Annotated in this window: 24 protein-coding genes and 1 tRNA gene; 15 read left to right on the forward strand and 10 right to left on the reverse strand. The window is 68.1% G+C overall.

The window, feature by feature from the left end; translation table 11 throughout:
- Window positions 1-22 precede the first annotated feature (22 nt).
- From ACQEVG_RS00335 to ACQEVG_RS00360, 6 genes are all read right to left on the reverse strand, one after another.
- Window positions 23-823, reverse strand: a complete 801-nt coding sequence (locus ACQEVG_RS00335) for a hypothetical protein (RefSeq protein ID WP_432975206.1) — start codon at window positions 821-823, stop codon at window positions 23-25.
- 124 nt (window positions 824-947) lie between these two features.
- Window positions 948-1,802 carry an RNA polymerase sigma factor SigF gene (locus tag ACQEVG_RS00340; RefSeq protein ID WP_432975209.1) on the reverse strand — a complete coding sequence of 285 codons (855 nt, stop codon included), beginning with the start codon at window positions 1,800-1,802 and terminating at the stop codon, window positions 948-950.
- 234 nt (window positions 1,803-2,036) lie between these two features.
- Window positions 2,037-2,879: an RNA polymerase sigma factor SigF gene (locus ACQEVG_RS00345; RefSeq protein ID WP_432975212.1), complete on the reverse strand. Its 843-nt coding sequence runs from the start codon at window positions 2,877-2,879 to the stop codon at window positions 2,037-2,039.
- 178 nt (window positions 2,880-3,057) lie between these two features.
- Window positions 3,058-3,351 carry a Dabb family protein gene (locus ACQEVG_RS00350; protein ID WP_432975215.1) on the reverse strand — a complete coding sequence of 98 codons (294 nt, stop codon included), beginning with the start codon at window positions 3,349-3,351 and terminating at the stop codon, window positions 3,058-3,060.
- Window positions 3,352-3,359: 8 nt separating this feature from the next.
- Entirely contained in the window at window positions 3,360-3,524 is a 165-nt protein-coding gene (locus ACQEVG_RS00355; RefSeq protein ID WP_432975218.1) for a hypothetical protein, read from the reverse strand.
- A 410-nt stretch (window positions 3,525-3,934) separates the two neighbouring features.
- Complete coding sequence (locus ACQEVG_RS00360; protein ID WP_432975221.1) at window positions 3,935-4,288, reverse strand: hypothetical protein; 354 nt, start codon at window positions 4,286-4,288, stop codon at window positions 3,935-3,937.
- A 273-nt stretch (window positions 4,289-4,561) separates the two neighbouring features.
- Here ACQEVG_RS00360 and ACQEVG_RS00365 point away from each other — a divergent pair, with 273 nt between their 5' ends.
- The gene (locus ACQEVG_RS00365) at window positions 4,562-5,119 is read left to right on the forward strand and encodes a hypothetical protein (protein ID WP_432975224.1); all 558 of its coding nucleotides are present in this window, start codon (window positions 4,562-4,564) and stop codon (window positions 5,117-5,119) included.
- Here the strand turns inward: ACQEVG_RS00365 and ACQEVG_RS00370 are convergent, their stop codons facing one another.
- Window positions 5,120-5,878 (reverse strand): glycosyltransferase family 2 protein, encoded by a 759-nt coding sequence (locus ACQEVG_RS00370; protein WP_432975227.1) that lies wholly within the window; start codon window positions 5,876-5,878, stop codon window positions 5,120-5,122.
- A gap of 2 nt (window positions 5,879-5,880) precedes the next feature.
- Window positions 5,881-6,669, reverse strand: a complete 789-nt coding sequence (locus tag ACQEVG_RS00375) for a GntR family transcriptional regulator (protein WP_432975230.1) — start codon at window positions 6,667-6,669, stop codon at window positions 5,881-5,883.
- 577 nt (window positions 6,670-7,246) lie between these two features.
- Between ACQEVG_RS00375 and ACQEVG_RS00380 the strand changes: the two genes are divergently transcribed.
- From ACQEVG_RS00380 to ACQEVG_RS00445, 14 genes are all read left to right on the forward strand, one after another.
- Window positions 7,247-7,477, forward strand: coding sequence for a hypothetical protein (locus ACQEVG_RS00380; protein WP_432975233.1), 231 nt, complete (start codon window positions 7,247-7,249; stop codon window positions 7,475-7,477).
- A 5-nt stretch (window positions 7,478-7,482) separates the two neighbouring features.
- Window positions 7,483-7,932 (forward strand): transcriptional regulator, encoded by a 450-nt coding sequence (locus tag ACQEVG_RS00385; protein ID WP_432984886.1) that lies wholly within the window; start codon window positions 7,483-7,485, stop codon window positions 7,930-7,932.
- Window positions 7,933-8,024: 92 nt separating this feature from the next.
- On the forward strand, window positions 8,025-8,315 hold the full coding sequence (locus ACQEVG_RS00390; RefSeq protein WP_432984889.1) for a hypothetical protein: 291 nt from the start codon (window positions 8,025-8,027) through the stop codon (window positions 8,313-8,315).
- Window positions 8,312-9,379, forward strand: coding sequence for a conjugal transfer protein (locus tag ACQEVG_RS00395; RefSeq protein ID WP_432975236.1), 1,068 nt, complete (start codon window positions 8,312-8,314; stop codon window positions 9,377-9,379). The genes ACQEVG_RS00390 and ACQEVG_RS00395 overlap by 4 nt, the downstream gene beginning before the upstream one ends.
- Entirely contained in the window at window positions 9,376-9,759 is a 384-nt protein-coding gene (locus ACQEVG_RS00400) for an RRQRL motif-containing zinc-binding protein (RefSeq protein ID WP_432975239.1), read from the forward strand. The genes ACQEVG_RS00395 and ACQEVG_RS00400 overlap by 4 nt, the downstream gene beginning before the upstream one ends.
- Window positions 9,760-9,840: 81 nt before the next feature.
- Complete coding sequence (locus ACQEVG_RS00405) at window positions 9,841-12,075, forward strand: cell division protein FtsK (protein ID WP_432975242.1); 2,235 nt, start codon at window positions 9,841-9,843, stop codon at window positions 12,073-12,075.
- Between the two features lie 141 nt (window positions 12,076-12,216).
- Window positions 12,217-12,468, forward strand: a complete 252-nt coding sequence (locus tag ACQEVG_RS00410) for a hypothetical protein (protein WP_432975245.1) — start codon at window positions 12,217-12,219, stop codon at window positions 12,466-12,468.
- 17 nt (window positions 12,469-12,485) lie between these two features.
- A complete protein-coding gene (locus tag ACQEVG_RS00415; protein ID WP_432975248.1) occupies window positions 12,486-12,680 on the forward strand; it encodes a hypothetical protein in 195 nt (64 codons plus the stop codon).
- Window positions 12,681-12,695: 15 nt separating this feature from the next.
- A complete protein-coding gene (locus tag ACQEVG_RS00420; protein ID WP_432975251.1) occupies window positions 12,696-13,166 on the forward strand; it encodes a hypothetical protein in 471 nt (156 codons plus the stop codon).
- 91 nt (window positions 13,167-13,257) lie between these two features.
- Window positions 13,258-14,175 (forward strand): DNA primase, encoded by a 918-nt coding sequence (locus ACQEVG_RS00425; RefSeq protein WP_432975254.1) that lies wholly within the window; start codon window positions 13,258-13,260, stop codon window positions 14,173-14,175.
- Window positions 14,176-14,374: 199 nt separating this feature from the next.
- Window positions 14,375-15,922 (forward strand): YfjI family protein, encoded by a 1,548-nt coding sequence (locus tag ACQEVG_RS00430; RefSeq protein ID WP_432984892.1) that lies wholly within the window; start codon window positions 14,375-14,377, stop codon window positions 15,920-15,922.
- 343 nt (window positions 15,923-16,265) lie between these two features.
- Complete coding sequence (locus ACQEVG_RS00435; RefSeq protein ID WP_432975257.1) at window positions 16,266-16,493, forward strand: helix-turn-helix domain-containing protein; 228 nt, start codon at window positions 16,266-16,268, stop codon at window positions 16,491-16,493.
- Between the two features lie 84 nt (window positions 16,494-16,577).
- A complete protein-coding gene (locus tag ACQEVG_RS00440; protein WP_432975260.1) occupies window positions 16,578-17,822 on the forward strand; it encodes a tyrosine-type recombinase/integrase in 1,245 nt (414 codons plus the stop codon).
- Window positions 17,823-19,343: 1,521 nt separating this feature from the next.
- On the forward strand, window positions 19,344-20,303 hold the full coding sequence (locus tag ACQEVG_RS00445) for a helix-turn-helix domain-containing protein (protein WP_432975263.1): 960 nt from the start codon (window positions 19,344-19,346) through the stop codon (window positions 20,301-20,303).
- 276 nt (window positions 20,304-20,579) lie between these two features.
- On the opposite strand, the gene ACQEVG_RS00450 is transcribed toward ACQEVG_RS00445, so the two are convergent.
- Window positions 20,580-20,664 (reverse strand) — tRNA-Ser (locus ACQEVG_RS00450).
- 92 nt (window positions 20,665-20,756) lie between these two features.
- Window positions 20,757-21,233, reverse strand: coding sequence for a tRNA adenosine(34) deaminase TadA (gene tadA / locus ACQEVG_RS00455; RefSeq protein ID WP_432975266.1), 477 nt, complete (start codon window positions 21,231-21,233; stop codon window positions 20,757-20,759).
- Between the last annotated feature and the right edge of the window lie 6 nt (window positions 21,234-21,239).

The raw sequence follows: 21,239 nt of genomic DNA on the forward strand, positions 1-21,239 counted from the left end.
GGGTCGTTCGGCCTGGGCCCGGTCATTTCCATACGGCGGTGACGTCCTGGGTGTCGATGTGCATGCCCAGCGGCACCCGCCAGGCGTCCACGCACACGGTGTACGCCTGCTTGCGTACCGCCTTCGGCGCGATCGGTGCGGGCAGCGGCCGAGTCGACTCGATGGTCGCCCAGTCGATCCCGAGCGCGCCGATGATGTGCGTCGCGAAGGTGACGGTTCCCGATGTCACGGGTGAGCCGCCGGTGTTGCGGAACTCCACGGTCACCTTCTCGCACCAGCGCTTGTCCAGTGCGGTGCGGACGGGCTCGCCGAGCGTGAGCACGGCAGGTGTGGCGGGGGGCGGGGCCGGGCTCGGGGTTGGTGTGGAGGGGGTGCCGGGCGTGGTGGGGCCGCCGGAGCCTGTGCCGCCCGGTGTTCCTGTGCCGCCCGGACCTGTGCCGCCTGGTTCCCCGCCGCCGGTGCCGGTGCCTGAACCGCCCGAGGTGTCCCCTCTACCGCTCGGTGCTCCCGTGCCGCCTGAGCCCCCATCCGGGCCGGCTCCCGGGAAGCCGGGCAGTCCCGGTCCGCTCGCGCCGCCACCGCCCGGCTTCCCGGGTTGCGCGGGCGGCTTGCCCGCCGGGCTGCGGGGCGCAGTAGCACCGTCCAGCGGTACGAGTACGACCCTGCCCTTCGGCGGCACGGCCGCGGTGGGCGCCTCATCGGGCCCGGACCCGGCGGCACCGACCGCCACATAGCCGTCGCCGCCTCCGCTTCCGCACGCGGTCAGCACCCCACCGAGGCAGAGCGCGACCGCGGCGAGAGCGGTGCTCTGACGTCGTCGCATCGCGCCAGTTTGTCTGACGCTCCGTCAATAAGGAACCCCGTGGAGGGATGCACCCCCCCGGTCCTCAACCGCCGGGCGGGCCTGATGCACAGGCCCGCCCGGCGATCGAGGACAAAGAGAGCGGTCAGTCGCCGATCAGGCCCTCCCGCAGCTGCGCGAGCGTACGGGTCAGCAGTCGCGAGACATGCATCTGCGAGATGCCGACCTCCTCGCCGATCTGCGACTGGGTCATGTTCGCGAAGAACCGCAGCATGATGATCTGCCGCTCGCGGGGCGGGAGTTTGGCCAGCAGGGGCTTGAGCGACTCGCGGTACTCCACGCCCTCCAGCGCCGTGTCCTCGTACCCCAGACGGTCCGCCAGCGAGCCCTCGCCGCCGTCGTCCTCGGGTGAGGGCGAGTCCAGCGAGGAGGCGGTGTAGGCATTGCCGACGGCGAGACCGTCGACCACGTCCTCCTCCGACACCCCGAGGACCGCGGCGAGTTCGGGCACGGTCGGGGAGCGGTCCAGTTTCTGCGCCAGCTCGTCGCTGGCCTTGGTGAGCGCGAGCCGCAGCTCCTGGAGCCGGCGCGGCACCCGCACCGACCACGAGGTGTCGCGGAAGAAGCGCTTGATCTCGCCGACGACCGTCGGCATCGCGAACGTCGGGAATTCCACGCCGCGTTCGCAGTCGAACCGGTCGATCGCCTTGATCAGGCCGATGGTGCCGACCTGGACGATGTCCTCCATCGGTTCGTTGCGGCTGCGGAAGCGGGCCGCGGCGTACCGCACCAGGGGCAGATTGAGCTCGATCAGTGTGTCGCGCACATAGGTGCGCTCCGGAGTGTCGCCCGTGCCCTCGGAATCCAGCGCGCGCAGCCGCAGGAACAGGGAGCGGGACAGAGTGCGGGTGTCGATGGCTTCCGAGCTGTCAGGCACGACAGGTGCGGGTGCGCTCTTGGCGAGCGTGAGCACTTTCGAGCTGCCCTGTTCTACGGACATGCCACCCCCTTGAGGTCGCGGACGGTCGCGGCGGCCACGACCATCGGAGGAACGCAGCCTCCACCTGAATACCGGAGGCGGGGCTGCGGCAAACGCGGTTCCCGCAGAATGTCACATGTCGGCAACACGCTGTAGTGACATGTCGACAAGTATCCGGCAAAACTGTGCAGGAAACAGGGGGTCTGCGGCTTTTGGGCAGCCCAAAGTGGCCCCGAAGTGGTCTACCCGTTTCAGCTACGCCTCGATCCTGTTTGCGGATCTGAGTCGGGCAAAGCTTCTGGCAAGCAGCCTTGACACATGCATCTGGGAGACGCCGAGCTCCTGGCTGATCTGTGACTGCGTCAGATTGCTGTAGTAACGCAGCATCAGAATCCGCTGCTCCCGCTCGGGCAGCTGTACGAGGAGATGGCGCACAAGGTCGCGGTGCTCGACGCCCGCCAGCGCGGGATCCTCGTAACCGAGCCGGTCGAGCAGCCCGGGCAGCCCGTCGCCCTCCTGGGCCGCTTCCAGCGAGGTCGCGTGGTACGAACGCCCGGCCTCGATACAGGCCAGCACCTCGTCCTCGCCGATTTTCAGCCGGTCGGCGATCTCGGCGGTCGTGGGCGTGCGGCCGTGAGCCGTCGTCAGATCCTCGGTGGCGCCGTTCACCTGGACCCATAGCTCGTGCAACCGCCGCGGCACATGCACGGTCCGCACGTTGTCACGGAAGTACCGCTTGATCTCGCCGACGACCGTGGGCATCGCAAAGGTCGGGAACTGCACCCCGCGGTCCGGGTCGAAGCGGTCGATCGCGTTGATGAGCCCGATCGTGCCGACCTGGACGACGTCCTCCATGGGTTCGTTGCGGCTGCGGAAACGGGCGGCCGCGTACCGCACGAGCGGCAGATTGGCCTCGATCAGCGCCCCGCGCACCCGGGAGTGTTCCGCGGTGCCCGGCTCGAGGCCCTTGAGCTCGCCGAAGAGCACCTGGGTCAGTGCCCGGGTGTCCGCGCCCCTGGTCTGCGGTTTTCCGGCGGGCGGAGGATCGTCCGGCCGCTCGTTCTGGGGTGGCACCTGAGGCGCAGTACTGGCCGGCACGGTCACGCCACCCCTTTGCGGTCAACAGCGGTCCACTCATTCGTCAAAAGCGGTCATAGCATCACAAGACATGTCCACTGTGTGCAAGCACCCGATAACACCGTGTTGAGGGCAAGTTGGCAGTTAAACCACAAAAGGCCCCCCGTCGTGATGGCGGGAGGCCTGGGGAGCGGGGGGCTCAGAACTCGTAGTCGGCGATCACCCACGTGGCGAACTCGCGCCACTGTCCGGCGGCCGCCTGATGGGCCGGATGCTCGATGTACCGCTTCAGCGCATCGCGGTCGGCGACCGCGGAGTTGATCGCGAAGTCATAGGCGATCGGCCGGTCGGTGATGTTCCAGGCGCACTCCCAGAACGCCAGCTCGGGCACCTGCCCGTCCAGCTCCTGGAAGGCCTTCACACCCGCGACCACACGAGGCTCGTCGCGCTCGACACCCTCATTGAGCTTGAAGAGGACCAGATGGCGGATCAAGGGCACTCCTAATTGACGACCTCGGTCATGAACTCTCCGACGCTCTGCGCGGCGCTCGAAATGCCCTCGAACCCTATCTGGACCAGGTCGGCGGCCTTGGCCGGGGACGTGATGATCGTGTAGAGCACGAAGACGACAACAACATAGAGAGCGATCTTCTTCGTCTGCACCATCAGCCCCTGCCTCCCCTGTGACCCCTTTGGCCCCCTGGCCGTGCGTCGCGTGAGTCTAACCGAGCCCTATCGGACCAAGGACAGGGTCATCGGGGCCCTTTGCCGCCCGGGCCGCGGTGTCCGTACGCGCGGCGCCGCGGTGTCCGTACCGCGGCAACGACGAAGGACCCCGACGCGATGCGCCGGGGTCCTTCGACAAGAGCGGTAGCGGAGGGATTTGAACCCTCGGTGACTTGCGCCACACTCGCTTTCGAGGTTTGTTCTTGCTGGTCAGGGTGCTGTTCGTGGTCGTTCGCGCCAGTGCACCTCCGGTCGCGGGCCCGCTGCTGAGCTCGCCTGCGGACGCTCGTGAACATCGACGGACTGGGGTGAACGAGACGGAAAGTGAGACGGAGCGACGCGACCGAGCGTTACCTATTGGCCTGTGAGAGCCAGTGGGCCAGGCGTCGGGCCGTGTCCTCATCCACGGCATCAACCAGGCAGGTGAGCGCAGCATCATCTTCTGGTTGTCCGATTGAGATTCCCGCGCATGCGAGAGCGGAAGTCAGCACCTGGTGTCGGCGGTCGATGAGGCGCTCCTCGCGGGCGCTGCGCTGCCGCTGCTCCTTCGGTACCTCCCGCGACAGGGCTGCACCGGGACCGGGATCAAGAGTGTCGAGGCGCTGCCAATCGTCGCCGCCGCCCGACGGGCCCCATATCTCGATCAGCGGAGCTTCCCCTCGCGCCTGTACCGTCCCGATCATCGCGGCAATGGCGCGGTCCACCGGCTCTCGCGAGGGTGCTTCGGCGGCAATTCGCCACCCGGTTTCAGGGCGGTAGAAAGCCCCGACGAACCGCGGGGGACCCTCGGGTAGTGGGAGCATGCGTACGTCTGGCCCCATGGCGCACTCCTCAGGTGACTGGTAGGTGAAATCAGCCTAGCGTCAGAGCTGACGATGTGTCAGGTTCTGATGCAGTCCTTCCGCCCTGGTGCAGCCTGCATGTTCATGATCGCTCTATGATCCCCGCTGGACCTGAGGCCGTAAGTAGGGGGATCGATGGACATCGTGGGGCAGCTCGTAACCATTGCTGCTGTGCTGCTGGGCGGGTTAACGACGCACTTCACCAATCATCGGATGGAGCGTCAGCGGACGCAGTACACCATGCTGACCAGGTGGGATGACCGAAAGCTCGACGCCTACGCGGAGTACATCGACCGCGTGCGGACGTACATCTACTCCTCTGTGATTCTCTATGAGGTCAGGAAAGGCATGCGGAGCACCCAGCGGACGGAGCACGACCTGGAGCTAGAGCTTGGCGACGGTGATCATGCCCGCGGGCGCGCCTTCGAGCGGGTCATGTTGCTTGCTGAGGATGGGGTGATCGAGGCGGCTCACAGACTGAATGCTGCGGCTGCCGCCATCGACTGGCGCGCCAGGGGGACGACCGGCGGGACACTCGATGAATGGCGTGAGCTGCACAAGACCGCGTTTATGGCGATCAACGGCTTCCATGAGGCGGCGCGAGACGACCTCGGGGTGAGCGGGAACTTCCACGGTGAAGAGCATGGTTCGCGGGATCTCCTTCTCCCGCCCGAGCGCCGCGAGACCGATTGATTAGTCCGTGTTGAAGCGCCATCCTTCGAGGCTCGCGAGGATCGAGGCGCGCGCTTCGATGACGGCCATCCTCGCCTCTCGCTCGCCCTGGTCCACATGCGCGGCATGGTTCGTCACCTGACCGGGCCACTTCCGGTACAGCAAGCCCGTCTCCGCGGTGAACCATCCGCGACTCACGGCGTTCAGGGCGAGCAATAGCCCGGTGTCCTCGGACGCCGGGAGAGCCATCCACCCTCCCAGCGCCAAAAGAAGATCTCTCCGCATGAACAGCGTGGCCGGATGGACCTGCGCGCGGTATTCATGGGCCTTCCAGTGGTCAAGCACTGCGCCTCGGTGAATGACTCCTTCCGCCGGGTCCTGATCGAACCCGAGGGTGGACCCGTCCGGCAGGTAGTCGAGAACACGCGACGTTGCCCAGCTCACGCCCGGATTGCTCAGCAGTGCGCTCAGATCTCGCGCGAGAGCCCCGGGAGTCAGCATGTCGTCAGCGTCGAGAACCTTGACGTACTCGCCCTCGGCCCGCGAAAGCCCGAGGGTGCGCGCCATGGCAGCGCGGCCGACGCGCCCCTGGCCGAACTTCACACGCGGATCGTCAGGGACATGTGGCGATACGTCGTCGGTTTCGCCGTCCTGCTGAATCACCCATTCCCAGTCCCAGCCGTCTGGGAGGTCCTGGGAGAGCAGGGATTTGTAGGCGTCAGGAAGGTGGTGCGCGCCGGGGCCATGCACTGCCGTGAGGACGGTAATGAGCTTGGACATGGTTACCACCTTGCCAAGGGGGTCGTGAAGATCAGTTCTGTGCGATCGCCCGGCAACGTCACATCCGAGACCTCCACTACGCGACCGCCCGTGTCGATCGAAGTCTTACGCAGTACCACTACCGCGACACCACCTTGTAGTCCAAGTTCCTCGGTCTCTTCGAAGGTGGGTGGGCGTGCCGTGACGCGCTCCACAATGCGATCCAGCTCGATGTCGACAGTGTGCAACTGATTCTGCGTCCCGCCGGGCCACGGCTCCTTGGAGGGGTCGAGCAGATCAGGGTTGCTCGCGATCATGTCGTAGACGAGATATGAGTGGGCAAGGTTGAAGGGTGCGTCCTCGTCTCGGTGGAGCGTGCGGTAGATGCGTTCGAGAAGGCGAGTGCCGACCGGCACGCCGAAGTGCTCCGCCAGGTCCTCGTTGGCCTCGGTATCGCGGTAGTCGGCGCGGAACACGAGATCCGAGACAGTCAGCCCCGTGTCATGCTCCGTTGCTCCTGTCTCCAGCCGCACATCCTCCCCAAGCCTCGCCCGGTCCTTCTCCCATTGGTGCCGGCCGTTGTCCCGTCGTACGAGCTGGCGTGGCTTCCGCACGAAGTTCCCCACCCCGTGCTTCTTGTCGATCAGACCCTCGGTGAGCAGCAACGCAAGTGCGTCTCGCATGGTCGGCAGGCTTGTCTTGTACTCCTTGGCCAACGCGGTCTCCGCAGGCAGACGCTGACCGGGCTTGAGTTCACCTGCACGGATGCGTGCCCGAAGGCCGTCTGCGATCCGCTCGTACTGCTTCGCCATGTGGAGCCCACCATCCCTGGTCTGTTGACCGTTTCAGCATAAGTCCTCAAGAGGAGTTGACGACTGCTGCCGCGTCCGCCATAGTCAGAGCAACTCCTAAAGAGGAGTTGAGGACAGGATCTCTTATGGAGTGCCCAGAGAGCCCCGTGAAACGGGTTCGAAGGAAGCGTCTGTTCCTTGAGAACTCAACAGAGCTCTGAGATTGACGGGGGCAGACCCCGTCCCCGCGACGGGCCGGGTGACGACCGTCGGCGGCCGTTGCCGGTGTCGGAGCCCCCGTTGAGGCTCATCCGGTTCGCGGTCGTTCTGCTCGCGCCGAGCAGTGCGAATAGGGCGCCCCGACAGTTCGAGGCTCGGGACCGGGTGACCGTGGTGACGGCGCCCGGTGAAGCCCTCGTATCCCCAACATCAGCCCCGGTATTCAGCCGCGAGGGCGCGGGACCGAATCCCGCCCGGGGCGCTTGGCCTGCCGCTTCGTGCGGCGTCGGCCCTCATTCCCGGTGCGGCGGCACTCCCGGACAAGGACAGCCCGCTGCTTCCGGTCTCCATCCCGACACAGTCAAGGAGTAGAAGCGCAGTGAATCAGAACGAACTCGACGACATCGCATACCGCGTCGCGTCTGCGGCCACGGAGTTCACGCCCGGTCACCGGCCGACCGCTCGTCAGGTGGCGGATGCCGCCGCGATCCTGCGCGACATGATCCAGGCGGTCGAGATCCACGGCGTGCAGTTCGCGCACTTCGACGGCATTGGGGACTTCCCCCGGATGGTCATTCAGCTCGTTCAGTATCGCGACGAGAGCCGGTGACCGCTGTGGATGCTGCTGTCTTCGCTGCCGTATTCGTCGCCCTGTACGTCGCTCACAGCGTGGGTGACCACTGGGTGCAGACCTCGCACCAGTCCGCGCACAAGGGCCGTCCTGGCTGGGTCGGCCGTCTCGCGGACGCCCGGCACGTCGCCACCCTGACCGCTACCAAGGTCGCGGTCCTGCTGCCGGTCGCCTGGTTGCTGGACCTGCGCCTGTCGGTGCTCGGCATCGTCGCCGGGCTCGGCATCGACGCCGTGACGCACTGGTGGGCCGACCGCCGCACCACGCTCGCGTGGCTGGCCAAGGTGACCGGCAAGGGCGAGTTCTACCGGCTCGGTGCCCTGCGTGCCGGCCACGACGACAACCCGCACATCGGCACCGGCGCGTACGCGCTTGACCAGTCCTTCCATCACCTGTGGCTGCTGGTCGCCGCGCTGGTCATCGCCACCGTCTGACCTCGTTCTTCGCGGGGCGGTCGCACTCCCGGACAGGACAGCCGACCGCCCCGCCCCTTCCCGACTTGCAGAAGAGGAGATCCACCATGCGCATGCGCACTTTCGTCGCCGGTCAAGAGGCCCACGACGACTCGGAGTTCGCGGAACTGGCGCTCGGCATCGACGTCGACCTGTTCCGAGGCCCGCTGGAACCGGAGACGGCCAAGGAGCGGCAGGCCCGTACGGACGTGGCCCGCGAAATCCTGAAGGACCTGCGGGAGATGGGCGAGGCCGGTGACGAGATCGCCGGTTGGGACGCCCTGTATGCCGACGCGCTCACTCACACCGTGCCGTTCCTGCGCGCCGCTCGCGGCGACCGGTCTCAGACGGGGGAAGCGGCATGAAGCAGTCGCGCACGCCGTTGACGAAGGCGCAGACGGTCGTGCTGGCCGCTGCTTTCGTGCCCATGCTCGCCACTGGCGTCGCCGGGGGCATCGGCACGTTCAGCAACATCAGCCGCGTCTACGGCGAGGGAACGGCGCTGGGGGCGGTGGCTGCTGGTGAGGGAGCGACCGCCGTTCTGGCCCTGGTCTTGCTGGGGTTGACCATGCTGGGGCAGTCCTCGCCGAAGGTCATCCGCCTCGGACTGTGGGCTCTGCCCGCTGCCGCGTCCGCGATGGCGGCCATGGCCGGTGACGACCCCGGCCGCACCGTCATCTACGCGGTGACCCCGATGGGCATGTGCGTGTCCGCTGAGGGCATGGCGTTCCTGGCCCGCCGCATCGTGGTCCACCAGGACGGCCGGGACGCCGAGGCTGAAGCCCGCGCTGCCGCCGTCGTACGAGAGCTGGCCTATCACCGGGCCGTGGCCGCGAACCACCCGGACGAGAAGGTGCGGGGCGCTGCGGAGCGCACGTCGTGGAAGTTGGCCCGCAAGGTCGGGATGGGTGACCACTCGCTTGGACTGCGGCTGCTGGACGTCCAGCGGGAGCGGGTCACCAGCGGTGCGGACGCGGCGTTGGCCGCCATGTTCGGCGCCACGACGGCCGCAATCGAAAACCAGGAGGAAACGCAGCGGGATACCGCAAATCAGTCGCCCTCTGAGCTGCGTGAATCGACCCGAACCGCCCCGACCTCCGTCGCCGTTGAGTCGGCCGGTCCCGAACCGGCGGTGGCACCGATCGACCCGGCCCCGGTCAAGGCACTGCCCGCCGCCGACCGGCCGCCTCGTCGGCCGACCGGTCGGGTACCTGTCGCGGCTCGATCGCCCCGACCGAATCGCACGGCGGACGAACTCCTTGCCGAAGCCCGTGCGGCGACGGCCGGTTGGTCGGATACGGAGCTGACGGCCGAAGCAATCCGCAAGGCCGTCCGCACCGCCCCGGTCAAGGCCCGTGGGCTGCGCGACACGCTCAAGGCTGAGCGCGCCGAGAAGGCTGACGGTGGGCGCGAGGCCGTGGCCGCGTGAAGCGGCTGGCCCTCGCCGACTGCTTCGACCCTGACGGCGAGCGGTTCGGCATCCCTACCTTCCCTTGGCGCTGTGCCCCTGACGACTACGCCACCCGCCGCCAACTGCGGGGACAGGGGCTGAGGCCCGGTGGGCAGGAAGTCGCCGCGCAGATCCTCCGGCCGCGCCGTCGGCGCGAACCGCTGACCGCCTACCTGTACCGCATCGACCTCGCCCGGCCCGTCCGCCCGATGACGGCGGGCATGTGGCGCGCGCACGAAGCGATGATGCGCGCCCGCCGCTGGTGCCCCGAGTGCGAGCGGGACGCCGGGTACGTCGTCCCGACCTCGCTCGGCATGTGCGTGACCTGCGCCTATCCCGAGGAACAGCGCGCTGCCTGAACCACACGAAACCGGGTCCGGCCGCCCACCTCCTACAGCGTCGGCCGGACCCTTCGACTCCCGTGAAGGAGCAGATACATCGTGACCGAGAACACCGCGTTCCCGCCCCCCGGCGAGCCGGAGGGCACCGACGAGCGGACGGCCGCCGTGCTCCCGTTCCCGCTCCAGAAGGACACCAACCCGCCCACCGTCCCCGAGGCGCCCGCCGAGGGCGAGGTGAAGCCGGGGGAGTGGGAGGCCGAACTCCCCGACACCGACGACCCCGAGGCCGAAGGACTTGCCGAGGGCGCCCCGGTCGACCCGCCCCGCGAGGTCTACCCGCCGTCCGTCAGCGAGTGGATGGAGGCCAAGGACAAGGCTCGCCTGCCGGTTCTGCCGGACTGGGTGAAGCTGCCCGACCAGCGCAAGGCCGTGCGCAAGTGGGCCGTGCGCCACTACTCGGCCGTGGTCGGCTATCACGCGGTTCGTCTGCCGTGCATCTACACGCCCAAGGTGCTGTGGTACTCGCCGCGTGGGGCGTGGCGCTGGTCGGCCGCGATCGGCCGGTGGGTGTTCGATGCGGAGGGCAAGGCACTGCGGCTCGCGGCCGTCGCCGAAGAGGACGCGGGCAAGTACCTGAGCCTGTCGCGGCAGCGCAACGACCGCGTGAGGCTGCGGGGCATCGCGGCCTTCATTGCTGGAGTCGTCGGCCTCGCCGCCGCGCTCACCCTGTACGTCATGGCGCCGTCGTGGCTGCTGTTGTTGGCCCTGGCCACGCTCACCACGACGCTCGGGGCGGTCGGGGCCCCGGCGGACCGGCCGCTGATCGATATGGCCAAGGTGACGTTCCGCAAGCGCAAGCTGTCCTCGGACATCGTCATCCGCGCCCACGAAGCGGCCAAGCTGACCACCAAAGATCAGACGATCGCGTTCCCGCGGCCGATCGGCCGGGACGGGGACGGCTGGCGCGTCATCGTCGACCTGCCGTACGGCAGGACGTTCGAGGACGCGCTCAACGCGCATGCGCGGCTCGCTTCCGGCATGGACATCGCGCCGACTCAGCTCTTCCTCGACAAGGACGAGACGAGCGGCCGGCGGGTGTCCTACTGGATCGCCGACCGCGACCCGCTCGCCGTCCCCTCCGGCAAGACCCCGCTGCTCGGGGCAACGCGGGTGGACTTCTGGAAGCCGTTCCCGTGGGGCGTGGACGAGCGCGGCAACCCGGTCATGGCCACCATGCTGTGGCTGTCGCTACTGGTCGGCGCCGTACCGAGGCAGGGCAAGACATTCTCTGCCCGCACCATCGCGCTCGCCGCCGCGCTGGACCCGTACGTGAGGCTGTATGTGTTCGACGGGAAGGCGTCGCCGGACTGGCGCAAATTCACCAAGGTCGCGCACCGCATCGCGTTCGGCATCGTCCCGAAGAACGGGTTCGACCCGGTGGTGCATCTGCTGACGTCGCTGCGGGAGCTGAAGGCGGATGTTGAGGACCGTTACCACCGGCTCTCGGAACTGCCGCTGCACATCTGCCCGGAGGGCAAGCTCACCCCGGAGATCAGCCGGGACAAGAAGCTGAACATGCCCCTGACGCTGTTCGTCGTGGATGAGGTGCAGGAGTACTTGCAGCACCCCGAGCACGGTAAGGAGATCCTGTCTCTGCTGGTCTACCTCGCCCGGGTCGCCCCGGCGGTCGGCGTGAGCGTGATGACGTCCACGCAGAAGCCGGACGACAAGGCGTGCCCCTCGGAGCTGCGCGACCAGCACCAGGCCCGGTTCGCGCTGCGCGTCGGCGCCTACCAGGTCTCCGACACGATCCTTGGTGCGGGCTCGTACTCGGAGGGTCTGGACGCGTCCAAGCTGCTCAAGTCCCACAAGGGTGTGGGTCTGCTCAAGGGCATGTCGGACGACTCCGGGATCGTGCGCACCTACCTCGCCAACGGTCAGGACGCGGAGCGCATCCTGACTCGTGCCGCCGCGCTGCGCGAGGCCGAGGGCACGCTCTCCGGCGACGCGGCAGGCGAGGCACCGGCCCCGGAGGTGTCCGCCACCATCCTGGACGACGTCGCCGCCGTGCTCGGCAAGGGCGAGGCCAAGATCTGGTCCGAGACCATCGTCGACCGCCTCGCCGACCTGCGCCCCGAGACCTACGGCGCGTGGGCCGAGTTGGAGGCCAAGCCCAAGGCCGAAGCGCTCACCGCAGCGCTCAAGCCGTTCGGCGTGGCCACCGACCAGATCAGCCGCCGCATCGACGGACGGCAGGTCAACAAGCGCGGCATCAAGCGCGATGAACTCGCCGCCGCGATTACGGAGCGCAACAAGAAGCGGGACGCCGGATAGGACCCAGAGGTTGTTACCGGTAGCGGCAGGAGCCGCTACCGGTAGCAACCCTGCTAGCGACCCAAACCTCCCCTGATCAGGCCGCTAGCAGATAGCGGCCTACCTGCGGAAACCCTCGAAACCTCGTCTGAGAGGCCCGTGATGAGCCCTCCCGCCCTCGCTATCACCTTCCTACTCGCCGTCACACTCTGTTACTTCGTGCGGTGCTGGCTGAGCCCGTTCGGCGACTGCCGCAAGTGCCACGGATGGGGCTTCGCCATGAAGACCGACCGCAAGGGACGCGTCAAGCGAGGCAAGGACTGCCGCCGCTGCCACGCCACCGGCAAGCGCATACGCGTCGGCCGCTGGATCTACAACCGCGCCACGCGCACCTACCGCGCCGGCACTCGCTGACACCTCCCGGAGGACTCATGGCCATCACCATCCCGCTCGTGCTGCTGCTCGCCGGTGGCCTCGCCCTGCTGCTGCGCTTCAAGGCGCTCGGCTTCGGCGCGGCCGTCGTCGCCGCGCTCTTCGGCTTCTACCTCGCCGCCACCGACGCCAGCGGCACCGTCAACCAGCTTGTCACCGCAGTGACCGGTGCCCTCGCGGGAATCGGCCGCTAGAAGGGAGACCCGGACGTGAACGAACCCACCACGCCCTACGACCGCCACCGCCCGGCCGGAACCGACGCGGCGGCCGTGGAAGTCCACCGCCCCACCCCGGGCACGACCGCGCACACGGTGCCGCTCGTGCCCGTGCAGCCGGGCACCGTTTCGGCGGTGGCGAGGGTCGTCCTGCCGGACGGCCGTGTCGTCACCGGCTACGCCATCGAGCCCGCCAAGCCCGAACCGGTCGCGGCCAAGCCAGCCATCTCGCGTACGGCGGTGAACATCGCCCTCGGAGGGGTCGGGTTTGGCGCCGTGTGCGGCGGACTCGTGCTGCTCACCACGTTCATCGCGGCACTCGCCGCGCTCATCCATCAGCTCATCATCCTCGCCGCCGTCATCTTCGGCGGCTGGATCGCCGTGCAGATCTTCGGCAACGGCTCCGGCGGCGGAAACACGTTCAACATCCGCAAGGCCGTCTTTAAGCGCAACCACTTCAACTAGCTACGCCCGAGGGCGGCGGCACTCCCGGACAAGGACAGCCCGCCGCCCCCGGTCTCCCTATCCCGACGTAGCAGAACAGGAGACCTCCAGCATGACACCTGACGACAAGACCCCGATCCCGCACGCCGCGCATCACCAGGACCGCGACCACCTGCGCACCGCGCTGGAACTGGCCGTGGCCCGAGTGCCGGTACTGCCCCTGCGGGCAGGCAAGGTGCCCTTCGGGAACTGCCGCGCGTGCGCGGACGGCGCCTGCGGTGGACGGCCGCACATGAAAAGCCCGGGCCCCTGCCAGTGCCCTGCCGTGTGCCACGCCTGGGCAGCCGCCACCACCGACACCCGCGTCATCACTTCCCCCGCATGGGCCCCGGCCTGGCGGCAGGCCGTATCCGTCGCCTATCACCCGGGCGGGGCCGGGCTGACCGTCGTCGACCTGGACAACGCGGCCGCCCTCGCCTGGGCGCGCGAGACGCTGCCGGTCACACGGACGGTCCCGACGACGCGCGGAGAGCACTGGATCTACCGGGGGACAGTGCGGTCGGCCAACGCGGTTCGATCCGGCGTGGATATCAAGTCGCTGATGTCCTACGCCCGTTGGCTCGGACCGGGCACCGGCATCATGGCGGCCCTGCCGTCGGCCGTCCGCGCGCTGGTCGTGAGGGAAGAGGCCACCCCCGCGCCCGGGCGGGTGGCCTCTTCGTCCCCCGGGCGCGCCACGTGGGACTGGACCGTCGCGACCGGATGCCGCCACACCGAGCGGTACGTGCGCACCGGCCTGGAACGGGGCCTCGCCATGGTGCGCAGCCACACCGAATCCGGCGCCGGATCGCAGGCATTCCAGGTGGCACGGTTTCTGGGAACCCAGCACGCGCAGTGCCCCGGCCCGTGCGGACTGGACGTCATCGGGTGGCAGATCATCGCCGCCGCCGTCTCCGTCGGCGTCCCCGAGGCATACGCCCGCCGCGCCGTCGACAACGGCATCAACACCAGCGAGGCGAGGGCGGCATGACCGCACAGCCCCGCACCCCCGCCAACCGGCCGCAGGACGCCACGCAGCCCGCACCGCGGGTGGCCGTAGGCGCCCGAAAGGACGTCGCCGAAGGCGTCCGCACTGCCCTTGGTACTGACCCGCAGACCGCCGAACGCCGCACCCCATGCCCGCTGTTGACCACCTCCGGAGGGAGGGCAGTCGCGTGACCACACAGCCTGTGGACAGCCCCGACCTGTGGGCCGGACTGCCCACCCTGGAAGTCCCGCCCGGCGAGGGCGAGACCGCGCCGGACGTGTGGGAAGACCCCATCCCGCTGACCGGTCGGCGCGAGCGTCCGCCGTTTCCCGCCCATGTGCTGCCCGCGTGGCTGCGGGACTTCGTGGCGGCCGTCGCCGAGGAGACGCAGACCCCGGTGGACCTCGCCGGGTCCATCGCCCTCGCCGTACTCGCCACGGCGGCCGGCGGCCGGTCCGTCGTCCACGTACGCGGCAACTGGCGCGAGCCCACCAACCTCTACACCGTGGTGGCGCTCCCGCCCGGCAACCGCAAGTCCGCCGTCTTCACCCTGCTGACCAACCCTCTGTATGAGGCTGAGGAACAGCTCAAGGCCGCGATGAAGCCGGTCATCGTGGAAGCGGAAGTAACCGCGCGTCTGGCCAAGGACGCGGCCGACAAGGCTGCCGCCAAGGCCGCGTCCGCCGACACGGACAAGCGGCAGGAGATGGTGGCCACCGCCGTCGGCCTCGCGCAGACCGCCGACACGCTCACGGTCCCCGCCGAACCGGTGCTGCTCGCGGACGACTCCACCCCCGAGACGGTCACCTCGCTTATGGCGGAACAGGGCGGCCGACTGTCCGTGATGAGTGCCGAGGGCGGCATTTTCGACATCATCGCTGGCCGCTACTCCGGCGCCCCGAACATGGAGGTGTTCCTCAAGGGCCATGCCGGGGACCGGCTGAGGGTCAACCGGCAGACGCGCCGTGAGTACATCGACGCCCCCGCCCTGACCGTGGGGCTGGCCGTGCAGCCCGACGTGCTACAGGACATTGGCAAGGTCAAGGGGTTCAAAGGGCGTGGACTGCTGGGCCGCTTCCTGTACTCGCTGCCCGTGTCCACGGTCGGTGAGCGGGAAATCATCACCGCTCCGATCCCCGAAGAGAGTGCCGCCACCTACGCCGCGAGGGTCATCGACCTGACCTTGTCGCTCGCGGAGTGGACCGACCCGGCCGTCATCCAGCTCAACCCGGAAGCCGACGCGGCCCTGATCGCGTATCAGAAGTGCCTTGAGCCGCAGCTCAAGGCAAGGGGCGGGAAGCTGGGCCACATTACCGATTGGGCCGGGAAACTCGCGGGAGCGACTGCCCGCATGGCCGCACTGCTGCACCTCGCCGAACATCTGGGGCACGGCTACGCCCATCCGGTCCCGGAGGCCACCATGCGCGCGGCCATCGAACTGGGGGAGTACTACACCGCCCACGCCCTCGCCGTGTTCGACGTCATGGGCGCCGATCCGGTCCTCAGCCGTGCCCGCAGTGTGCTGGACGCGCTGAGGGACAACGGATGGGAGGACGTCAGCCGCCGGGACGTATTCACCGTCCTGTCCCGGTCCGAGGTCCCCACCGTCACCGACCTTGAACCGGCCCTTGCCCTGCTGGAAGACCACGGATACCTGCGGTCCTATCAGCCGGAACGCACCGGCAAGCGAGGCAGGCCTCCCGCGCCCCGCTTGCAGGTCCACCCGCACCTCCGGCAGGGCAGCCGGTGAACCGGCCCTCACCCTCAACCCCCTCCGCACAAACCGCAAAATCGCAATAACCCCCCGGCAGGGCCTCTGACCTGCGGCGGGCTCTCGCCGCACCTCCTAGCGAGGGCCCGCCGCACAATCCCGCGATATTCCGCAAAAAACCGAGCCGTCACCCATGTGCCGGGGGCACCGGCCGGGCACCGCTGATTTTTGCGGAATATCGCAGATTTCTGCGGAGCCCTGCCCGACGCCACCCTCGCGCCGCATCACCGCAGATCAGCGGCACGCCCCGGGTTTTCTGCGGATTTTGCGGTTTGTGCGGCGGCATCTACCCGCGAACTCAGCTCAGCACGAGGAGTGAGTCTTGAACGAGCACAACCACCCCGCGACACCCACCGACGATGACCCCACGCTGGTCCTCCTCACCGTCGAAGAGGCCGCTCGCCGACTCCGTATCGGCCGCACGACGTGCTACAGCCTCATCCGCACCGGAGAACTGGAGTCCATCCCTGTCGGCCATCTCCGACGCGTCCCCGTGGACGCGCCGGCCAACTACGTCGCTCGCCGACGCACCGCCCAACGCGTCGCTTGACGCCGCCCGGGGCGGCGGCACTCCCGGACAGGACAGCCCGCCGCCCCGGTCTCCATCCCGACACCATGAATCAGGAGTCTGCCGATGGCAGAGAACGAGAAGCGCACTCGACAGCCGAACGGCCGAAGCTCCATCTACCTCGGCAAAGACGGCAAGTGGCACGGCCGCGTCACCGTCGGCGTACGCGACGACGGCACCCCAGACCGCCGCCATGTCGAGCGCAAGACCCGCGCGGAAGTCACCGACGCCGTGCGGGAGCTGGAGAAGCAGCGCGACGCCAAGACCGTGCGCAAGCCGGGCAAGCCCTGGACGGTCAAGGCGTGGCTGACGCACTGGATCGAGAACATCGCCCCGCTCGGGGTCAACGAGAACACGATGGTGGGCTACGGCGTAGCCGTGCGGAAGCACCTGATCCCTGGCCTGGGTGCCCACCGTCTCGACCGGCTCAAGCCAGAGCACATCGAGACCTTCTACGCGAGCATGCAGGCCAACGGCAGCAAGCCCGCGACCGCCCACCAGGTGCACCGCACGTTCAGAACCGCGCTCAATGAGGCGGTACGGCGCGGCCACCTCGGGAAGAACCCGGTGCAGTTGGCCAGGGCGCCGAGGGTGCGTGAGCAAGAGGTGGAGCCGTACACCGTCGATGAGGTACGCGGGCTGTTGCGCGCGGCCGACAAGCGCCGTAACTCGGCACGGTGGGCCGTGGCCCTCGCGCTCGGCCTGCGACAGGGGGAAGCGCTCGGCCTAAAGTGGACCGATGTGGACCTGCAGGGAGAAGTCCTGATGGTCCGTCGCAGCCGTCGGCGCCCACGCTATGCCCACGGATGCGGGGAGACTTGCGGCCGCAAGGCCGGGTACTGCCCGCAGCGCGAGCGGACCAATCCCGAGACGGCCGACACGAAATCCCGCGCGGGACGCAGGGCGGTCGGACTTCCCCCACAACTTGTGGAACTGCTCCGCACGCACAAGGGCAGGCAGGATGCCGAGCGAGTCAATGCAGGCGACAGATGGACGGATGAGGGTTGGCTCTTCGCGACCGAGACTGGCCGCGGCACGTCGCCCCGCACCGACTATGACGACTGGAAGGATCTTCTCAGCGATGCCAGGGTGCGGGACGGGCGACTGCACGACGCTCGGCACACCGCCGCCACGGTCCTACTCATTCTGGGAGTGCCGGAGCGCGCCGTGATGGGTCTGATGGGCTGGTCTTCAACGGCCATGGCCGCGAGGTATCAGCACATGGTCGATACGGTCCGCAGCAACATCGCGCGGCAGGTTGACGGGTTCATCTGGGCGGACGACGGATCTCCAGAGGGCCAACGACCTTAAAGCGTCTTCTGATCACTTCGAGTTGCCATCGCGACGATGCGGAGGTCCCGGACCGCCCGGTCCGGGACCTCCGCATCGTCATGCTGTGAGGCGCCGTGCACCGTCCCCGGCCGGGGCACTGGCAACGGTGAGCGGAAGCTTCCGCAGACCCGTGACGGTTGCTGATCGATTGCGAAAGAAACGGATCACTGTCGCGCGGGAAAGACCAGGTGTGGTGTAGACCGGTATGTCCTCTGCCGGTGACATCGGTCACAACTGCTCTTCCGCGAGGGGAATCGACCGCCAGTTGTTCAGAGATGACCGTCGGCGGCTGCGAAGCCGGACAAAAGGCGCCATGCGGGCGGGGCAGTTTTTAGGCCCCCCGCAACGGCGGGGGGCCTACAGGAGCACTCAGGCCTTGAGATGTCCCCCTGGTGCGGCCAGTTGGCGCTGACCGCAGGCCCCATGGTGTCGTGTCGAGAAGGCTGTGTGGAGCGGTCGCGGAACACTGTTGAAGAACTCCAACAACCAAATCATGACTCTGGCCTGCGAAGTTGAGGCTTTCCGGGGTTGTTTGGAGACTGTTGACTTTCTACCCGCACGCGTTAATGAAGTACGTCAAACGGGGCGTAACCGTATGAACGTGCGAGTCGATCGATCGTCTGGCGCTATATCAGATTCTGATTCTTCACGCCCCTCTAGGTAGTCCTTGTGTCGCTCGAGAGTGGTTATTCACGAGTTCACAAGAGTGGGAGCGGGGGGCACGTTGTATGACCGCCACGCGGCCATGGGGCAGACTGTTTGCCACGCGCGGAAGCCCCGGTGATCCTCGGGTCACCTCTGGAGGTACGGGAGTTGGCGCTCCTCCGTCTCGGTTCGGGCCAGGCTCGTCCTAACTGAATACGTAATTGAGCACTCAGGCCGCTCACCCCGCCCGCTCCGGTTTCTCCGGAGCGGGTCCGAGTGAGGGCTGCCCCGTATGGGGCAGCCCTCACTCATCCCTATTTCACAGGGCCTCAGACGAGCCCTCGGTAACGGGAGTTGGGATGTCCCCTTCCAGCAACAACCGCAAGAAACGAAGGCGACTCATCGTCGCCGCCCTCACGGCGAACGGCGTGGGGGCCGCCGCTGGCATCGCCATGCAGGCCCTCATCGCCGACCCCACCATCAGCACATTGGTAGGCACCTTCGTCGGGGGCACCGCCGGTGATCTCCTTCTGCAGGTCACGCGTGCCCGTAATGACACGGTGGGAGAGGGAGCCCATCCAAACGCACTCGACGACGAGCGCGGGGAGGACGGGCGTCCCGGCCGCTGTGAACTCGAGGACGGACTCACACGGGTGGGCGTAACCCGGCGCGGATACGCGCGCTGTACCCGACCCATCCGGCAAGATGTTCGCCCTGCCTTGACGCGGATGCCCCCGCATGAGGGGCTGGTGACGCCACGGCACCTGCGGCACCGTCACCTGCAGCGAGGCGCAAAGCAGTTCGCGCGTCGCACACGCGCGCGGGACGCCGGACTGCCGCAGCCCGGGGGCACACATGGCGCGTCCTGAGAAGGACATCCCTGCAACGGCGCCGATGGAGGTGGCGGAGCTAGCCCGCGAACTGCGGGCGCTCCGCCGCTCCCGCGGCCTGACCTACAAGGACTTGGCTGGCAAGTCGCACTACTCTGCGGCGGCGCTGTCGACTGCGGCGTCCGGGAAGACCGTGCCCAAGTGGGAAGTCGTGGAGTCGTTTGTGCGCGGCTGCGGCTTCACCGGTGACCTCACCACCTGGCGGCGTCTGCACATGAACGCTCAAGCGCGCGCGAGGACCGAAGAGGCAGCCGGAAAGGCCAAGGTGCGCGTCACCGAGGCTGAGTCCGGCGAGACCGACGGCGCCGAAGAGCGGCCCGAGGTGCATCAGCCCCGTCTGCCGGGCGCCATCCGGAAGCACGTAGCCGCGCCGGAGGACGTCATTCCCGCGCAGCCGGATGGCCTGCTGGTCCTGGTGCAGCAGTTCATGGACGCCCACATGCAGCTGGACACCCGCCTGCCCGACGAGCCTCAGCGGGTCAGCAGCCTCACCGTCGACCACGTGCACACCGCGCTGGCGCTGTGCACGACTCCCCAGGACGTGCTGTCCGTCATGCGCGAGCTGGTGGCGCACAAGAGCCTGACGATAGGGGATCTCGAACGGCGCAGCCGCCCCTTCTATCCGATATCCGGAGCGACCTTCGCCCACGTGCTCAACGGGGACGAGCTGCCGACCACTGAGTGGCTCAACATATTCCTGCGGGCGTGTGGAGTGGACCAGGAGCGGACCCTGATCTGGCACTACACGGTGACCCGCATCAAGATCGCCCATCTGCGGCACCGGAAGACGCCACCCCCGCTGACCGTCACTCCCGTGGAGCCCTCGATCAGTCCCGATTACATGAGACGGCTCCTGATCCTCATAGTGAGCGTGATGAGTGTGTTGGGGGCCACCGCGACCGCGATCATCCAGATGCTGGGGTGATCTGGCAGGGATGAACCTGGAGGCCCCGGACTGGCGGTCCGGGGCGTCATACGGGTACTCGTGGCTGCGCGGCCGGTATGAAGCAGAAACCCACCCTCCGCAGCCGGTCACCCCGGCGCGGAGTAGTCGCACTGACACGACGGGGCCTCCACTCCAGCCACGCCGCAGCGCGGCGGCGAACACCGCGACTCGGCTCAGGACGGCCGAGTGAGACGGAAACTGAGACGGAAGACCACGAAGGGCCCGGTCCATAGGACCGGGCCCTTCGTCTACCTGCGGTAGCGGAGGGATTTGAACCCTCGGTGACTTGCGCCACACTCGCTTTCGAGGCGAGCTCCTTCGGCCGCTCGGACACGCTACCGGGAGAGAGCTTAGCCCAAGGTGGGCCGTGCTCTGAAATCCGTATCCGAACCAAGTGGATCAGCGAGGGAAGAGCGGTGGATGAGCGCTGGATCAGCGGTCGCGGAAGAAGTCGGTCAGCTGCTTCGCGCACTCCTGCTCAAGCACACCGAGGATCACCTCTGGCCGGTGGTTGAGCCTCCGGTCCCGTACGACGTCCCACAGCGAACCGGCCGCGCCCGCCTTCTCGTCACGTGCCCCGTAGACCACCCGGTCCAGCCGTGACTGCACGATCGCGCCCGCGCACATCGTGCACGGCTCCAGCGTCACGACGAGCGTGCAGCCGGACAGCCGCCACTCGCCGAGCTGCGCGGCGGCCCTGCGGATCGCCAGCACTTCGGCATGCGCCGTCGGATCGCCGGTCGCCTCGCGCTCGTTGTGCCCGCTGGCGAGCACCGTGCCGTCCGGGGCCAGCACAACGGCACCGACCGGCACATCGCCGGACAGCACCGCGCGCTCCGCCTCCTCGAGGGCGAGGCGCATCGGCGCCTCCCACGGATCCCGTATGGGATCGGGGACAGGATCAGGCATGGGTAC

The organism is Streptomyces sp. CA-135486, from assembly GCF_050936555.1.
GTDB lineage: Bacteria > Actinomycetota > Actinomycetes > Streptomycetales > Streptomycetaceae > Streptomyces.

Bases quoted from the DNA above. Each gene is read 5' to 3' on its own strand.
- ACQEVG_RS00335 (WP_432975206.1), bottom strand. From the start codon at position 823: ATGCGACGACGTCAGAGCACCGCTCTCGCCGCGGTCGCGCTCTGCCTC.
- ACQEVG_RS00340 (WP_432975209.1), bottom strand. From the start codon at position 1,802: ATGTCCGTAGAACAGGGCAGCTCGAAAGTGCTCACGCTCGCCAAGAGC.
- ACQEVG_RS00355 (WP_432975218.1), bottom strand. From the start codon at position 3,524: ATGGTGCAGACGAAGAAGATCGCTCTCTATGTTGTTGTCGTCTTCGTG.
- ACQEVG_RS00365 (WP_432975224.1), top strand. From the start codon at position 4,562: ATGGACATCGTGGGGCAGCTCGTAACCATTGCTGCTGTGCTGCTGGGC.
- ACQEVG_RS00370 (WP_432975227.1), bottom strand. From the start codon at position 5,878: ATGTCCAAGCTCATTACCGTCCTCACGGCAGTGCATGGCCCCGGCGCG.
- ACQEVG_RS00375 (WP_432975230.1), bottom strand. From the start codon at position 6,669: ATGGCGAAGCAGTACGAGCGGATCGCAGACGGCCTTCGGGCACGCATC.
- ACQEVG_RS00390 (WP_432984889.1), top strand. From the start codon at position 8,025: ATGCGCACTTTCGTCGCCGGTCAAGAGGCCCACGACGACTCGGAGTTC.
- ACQEVG_RS00395 (WP_432975236.1), top strand. From the start codon at position 8,312: ATGAAGCAGTCGCGCACGCCGTTGACGAAGGCGCAGACGGTCGTGCTG.
- ACQEVG_RS00410 (WP_432975245.1), top strand. From the start codon at position 12,217: ATGAGCCCTCCCGCCCTCGCTATCACCTTCCTACTCGCCGTCACACTC.
- ACQEVG_RS00415 (WP_432975248.1), top strand. From the start codon at position 12,486: ATGGCCATCACCATCCCGCTCGTGCTGCTGCTCGCCGGTGGCCTCGCC.
- ACQEVG_RS00425 (WP_432975254.1), top strand. From the start codon at position 13,258: ATGACACCTGACGACAAGACCCCGATCCCGCACGCCGCGCATCACCAG.
- ACQEVG_RS00440 (WP_432975260.1), top strand. From the start codon at position 16,578: ATGGCAGAGAACGAGAAGCGCACTCGACAGCCGAACGGCCGAAGCTCC.
- ACQEVG_RS00445 (WP_432975263.1), top strand. From the start codon at position 19,344: ATGGCGCGTCCTGAGAAGGACATCCCTGCAACGGCGCCGATGGAGGTG.
- tadA (WP_432975266.1), bottom strand. From the start codon at position 21,233: ATGCCTGATCCTGTCCCCGATCCCATACGGGATCCGTGGGAGGCGCCG.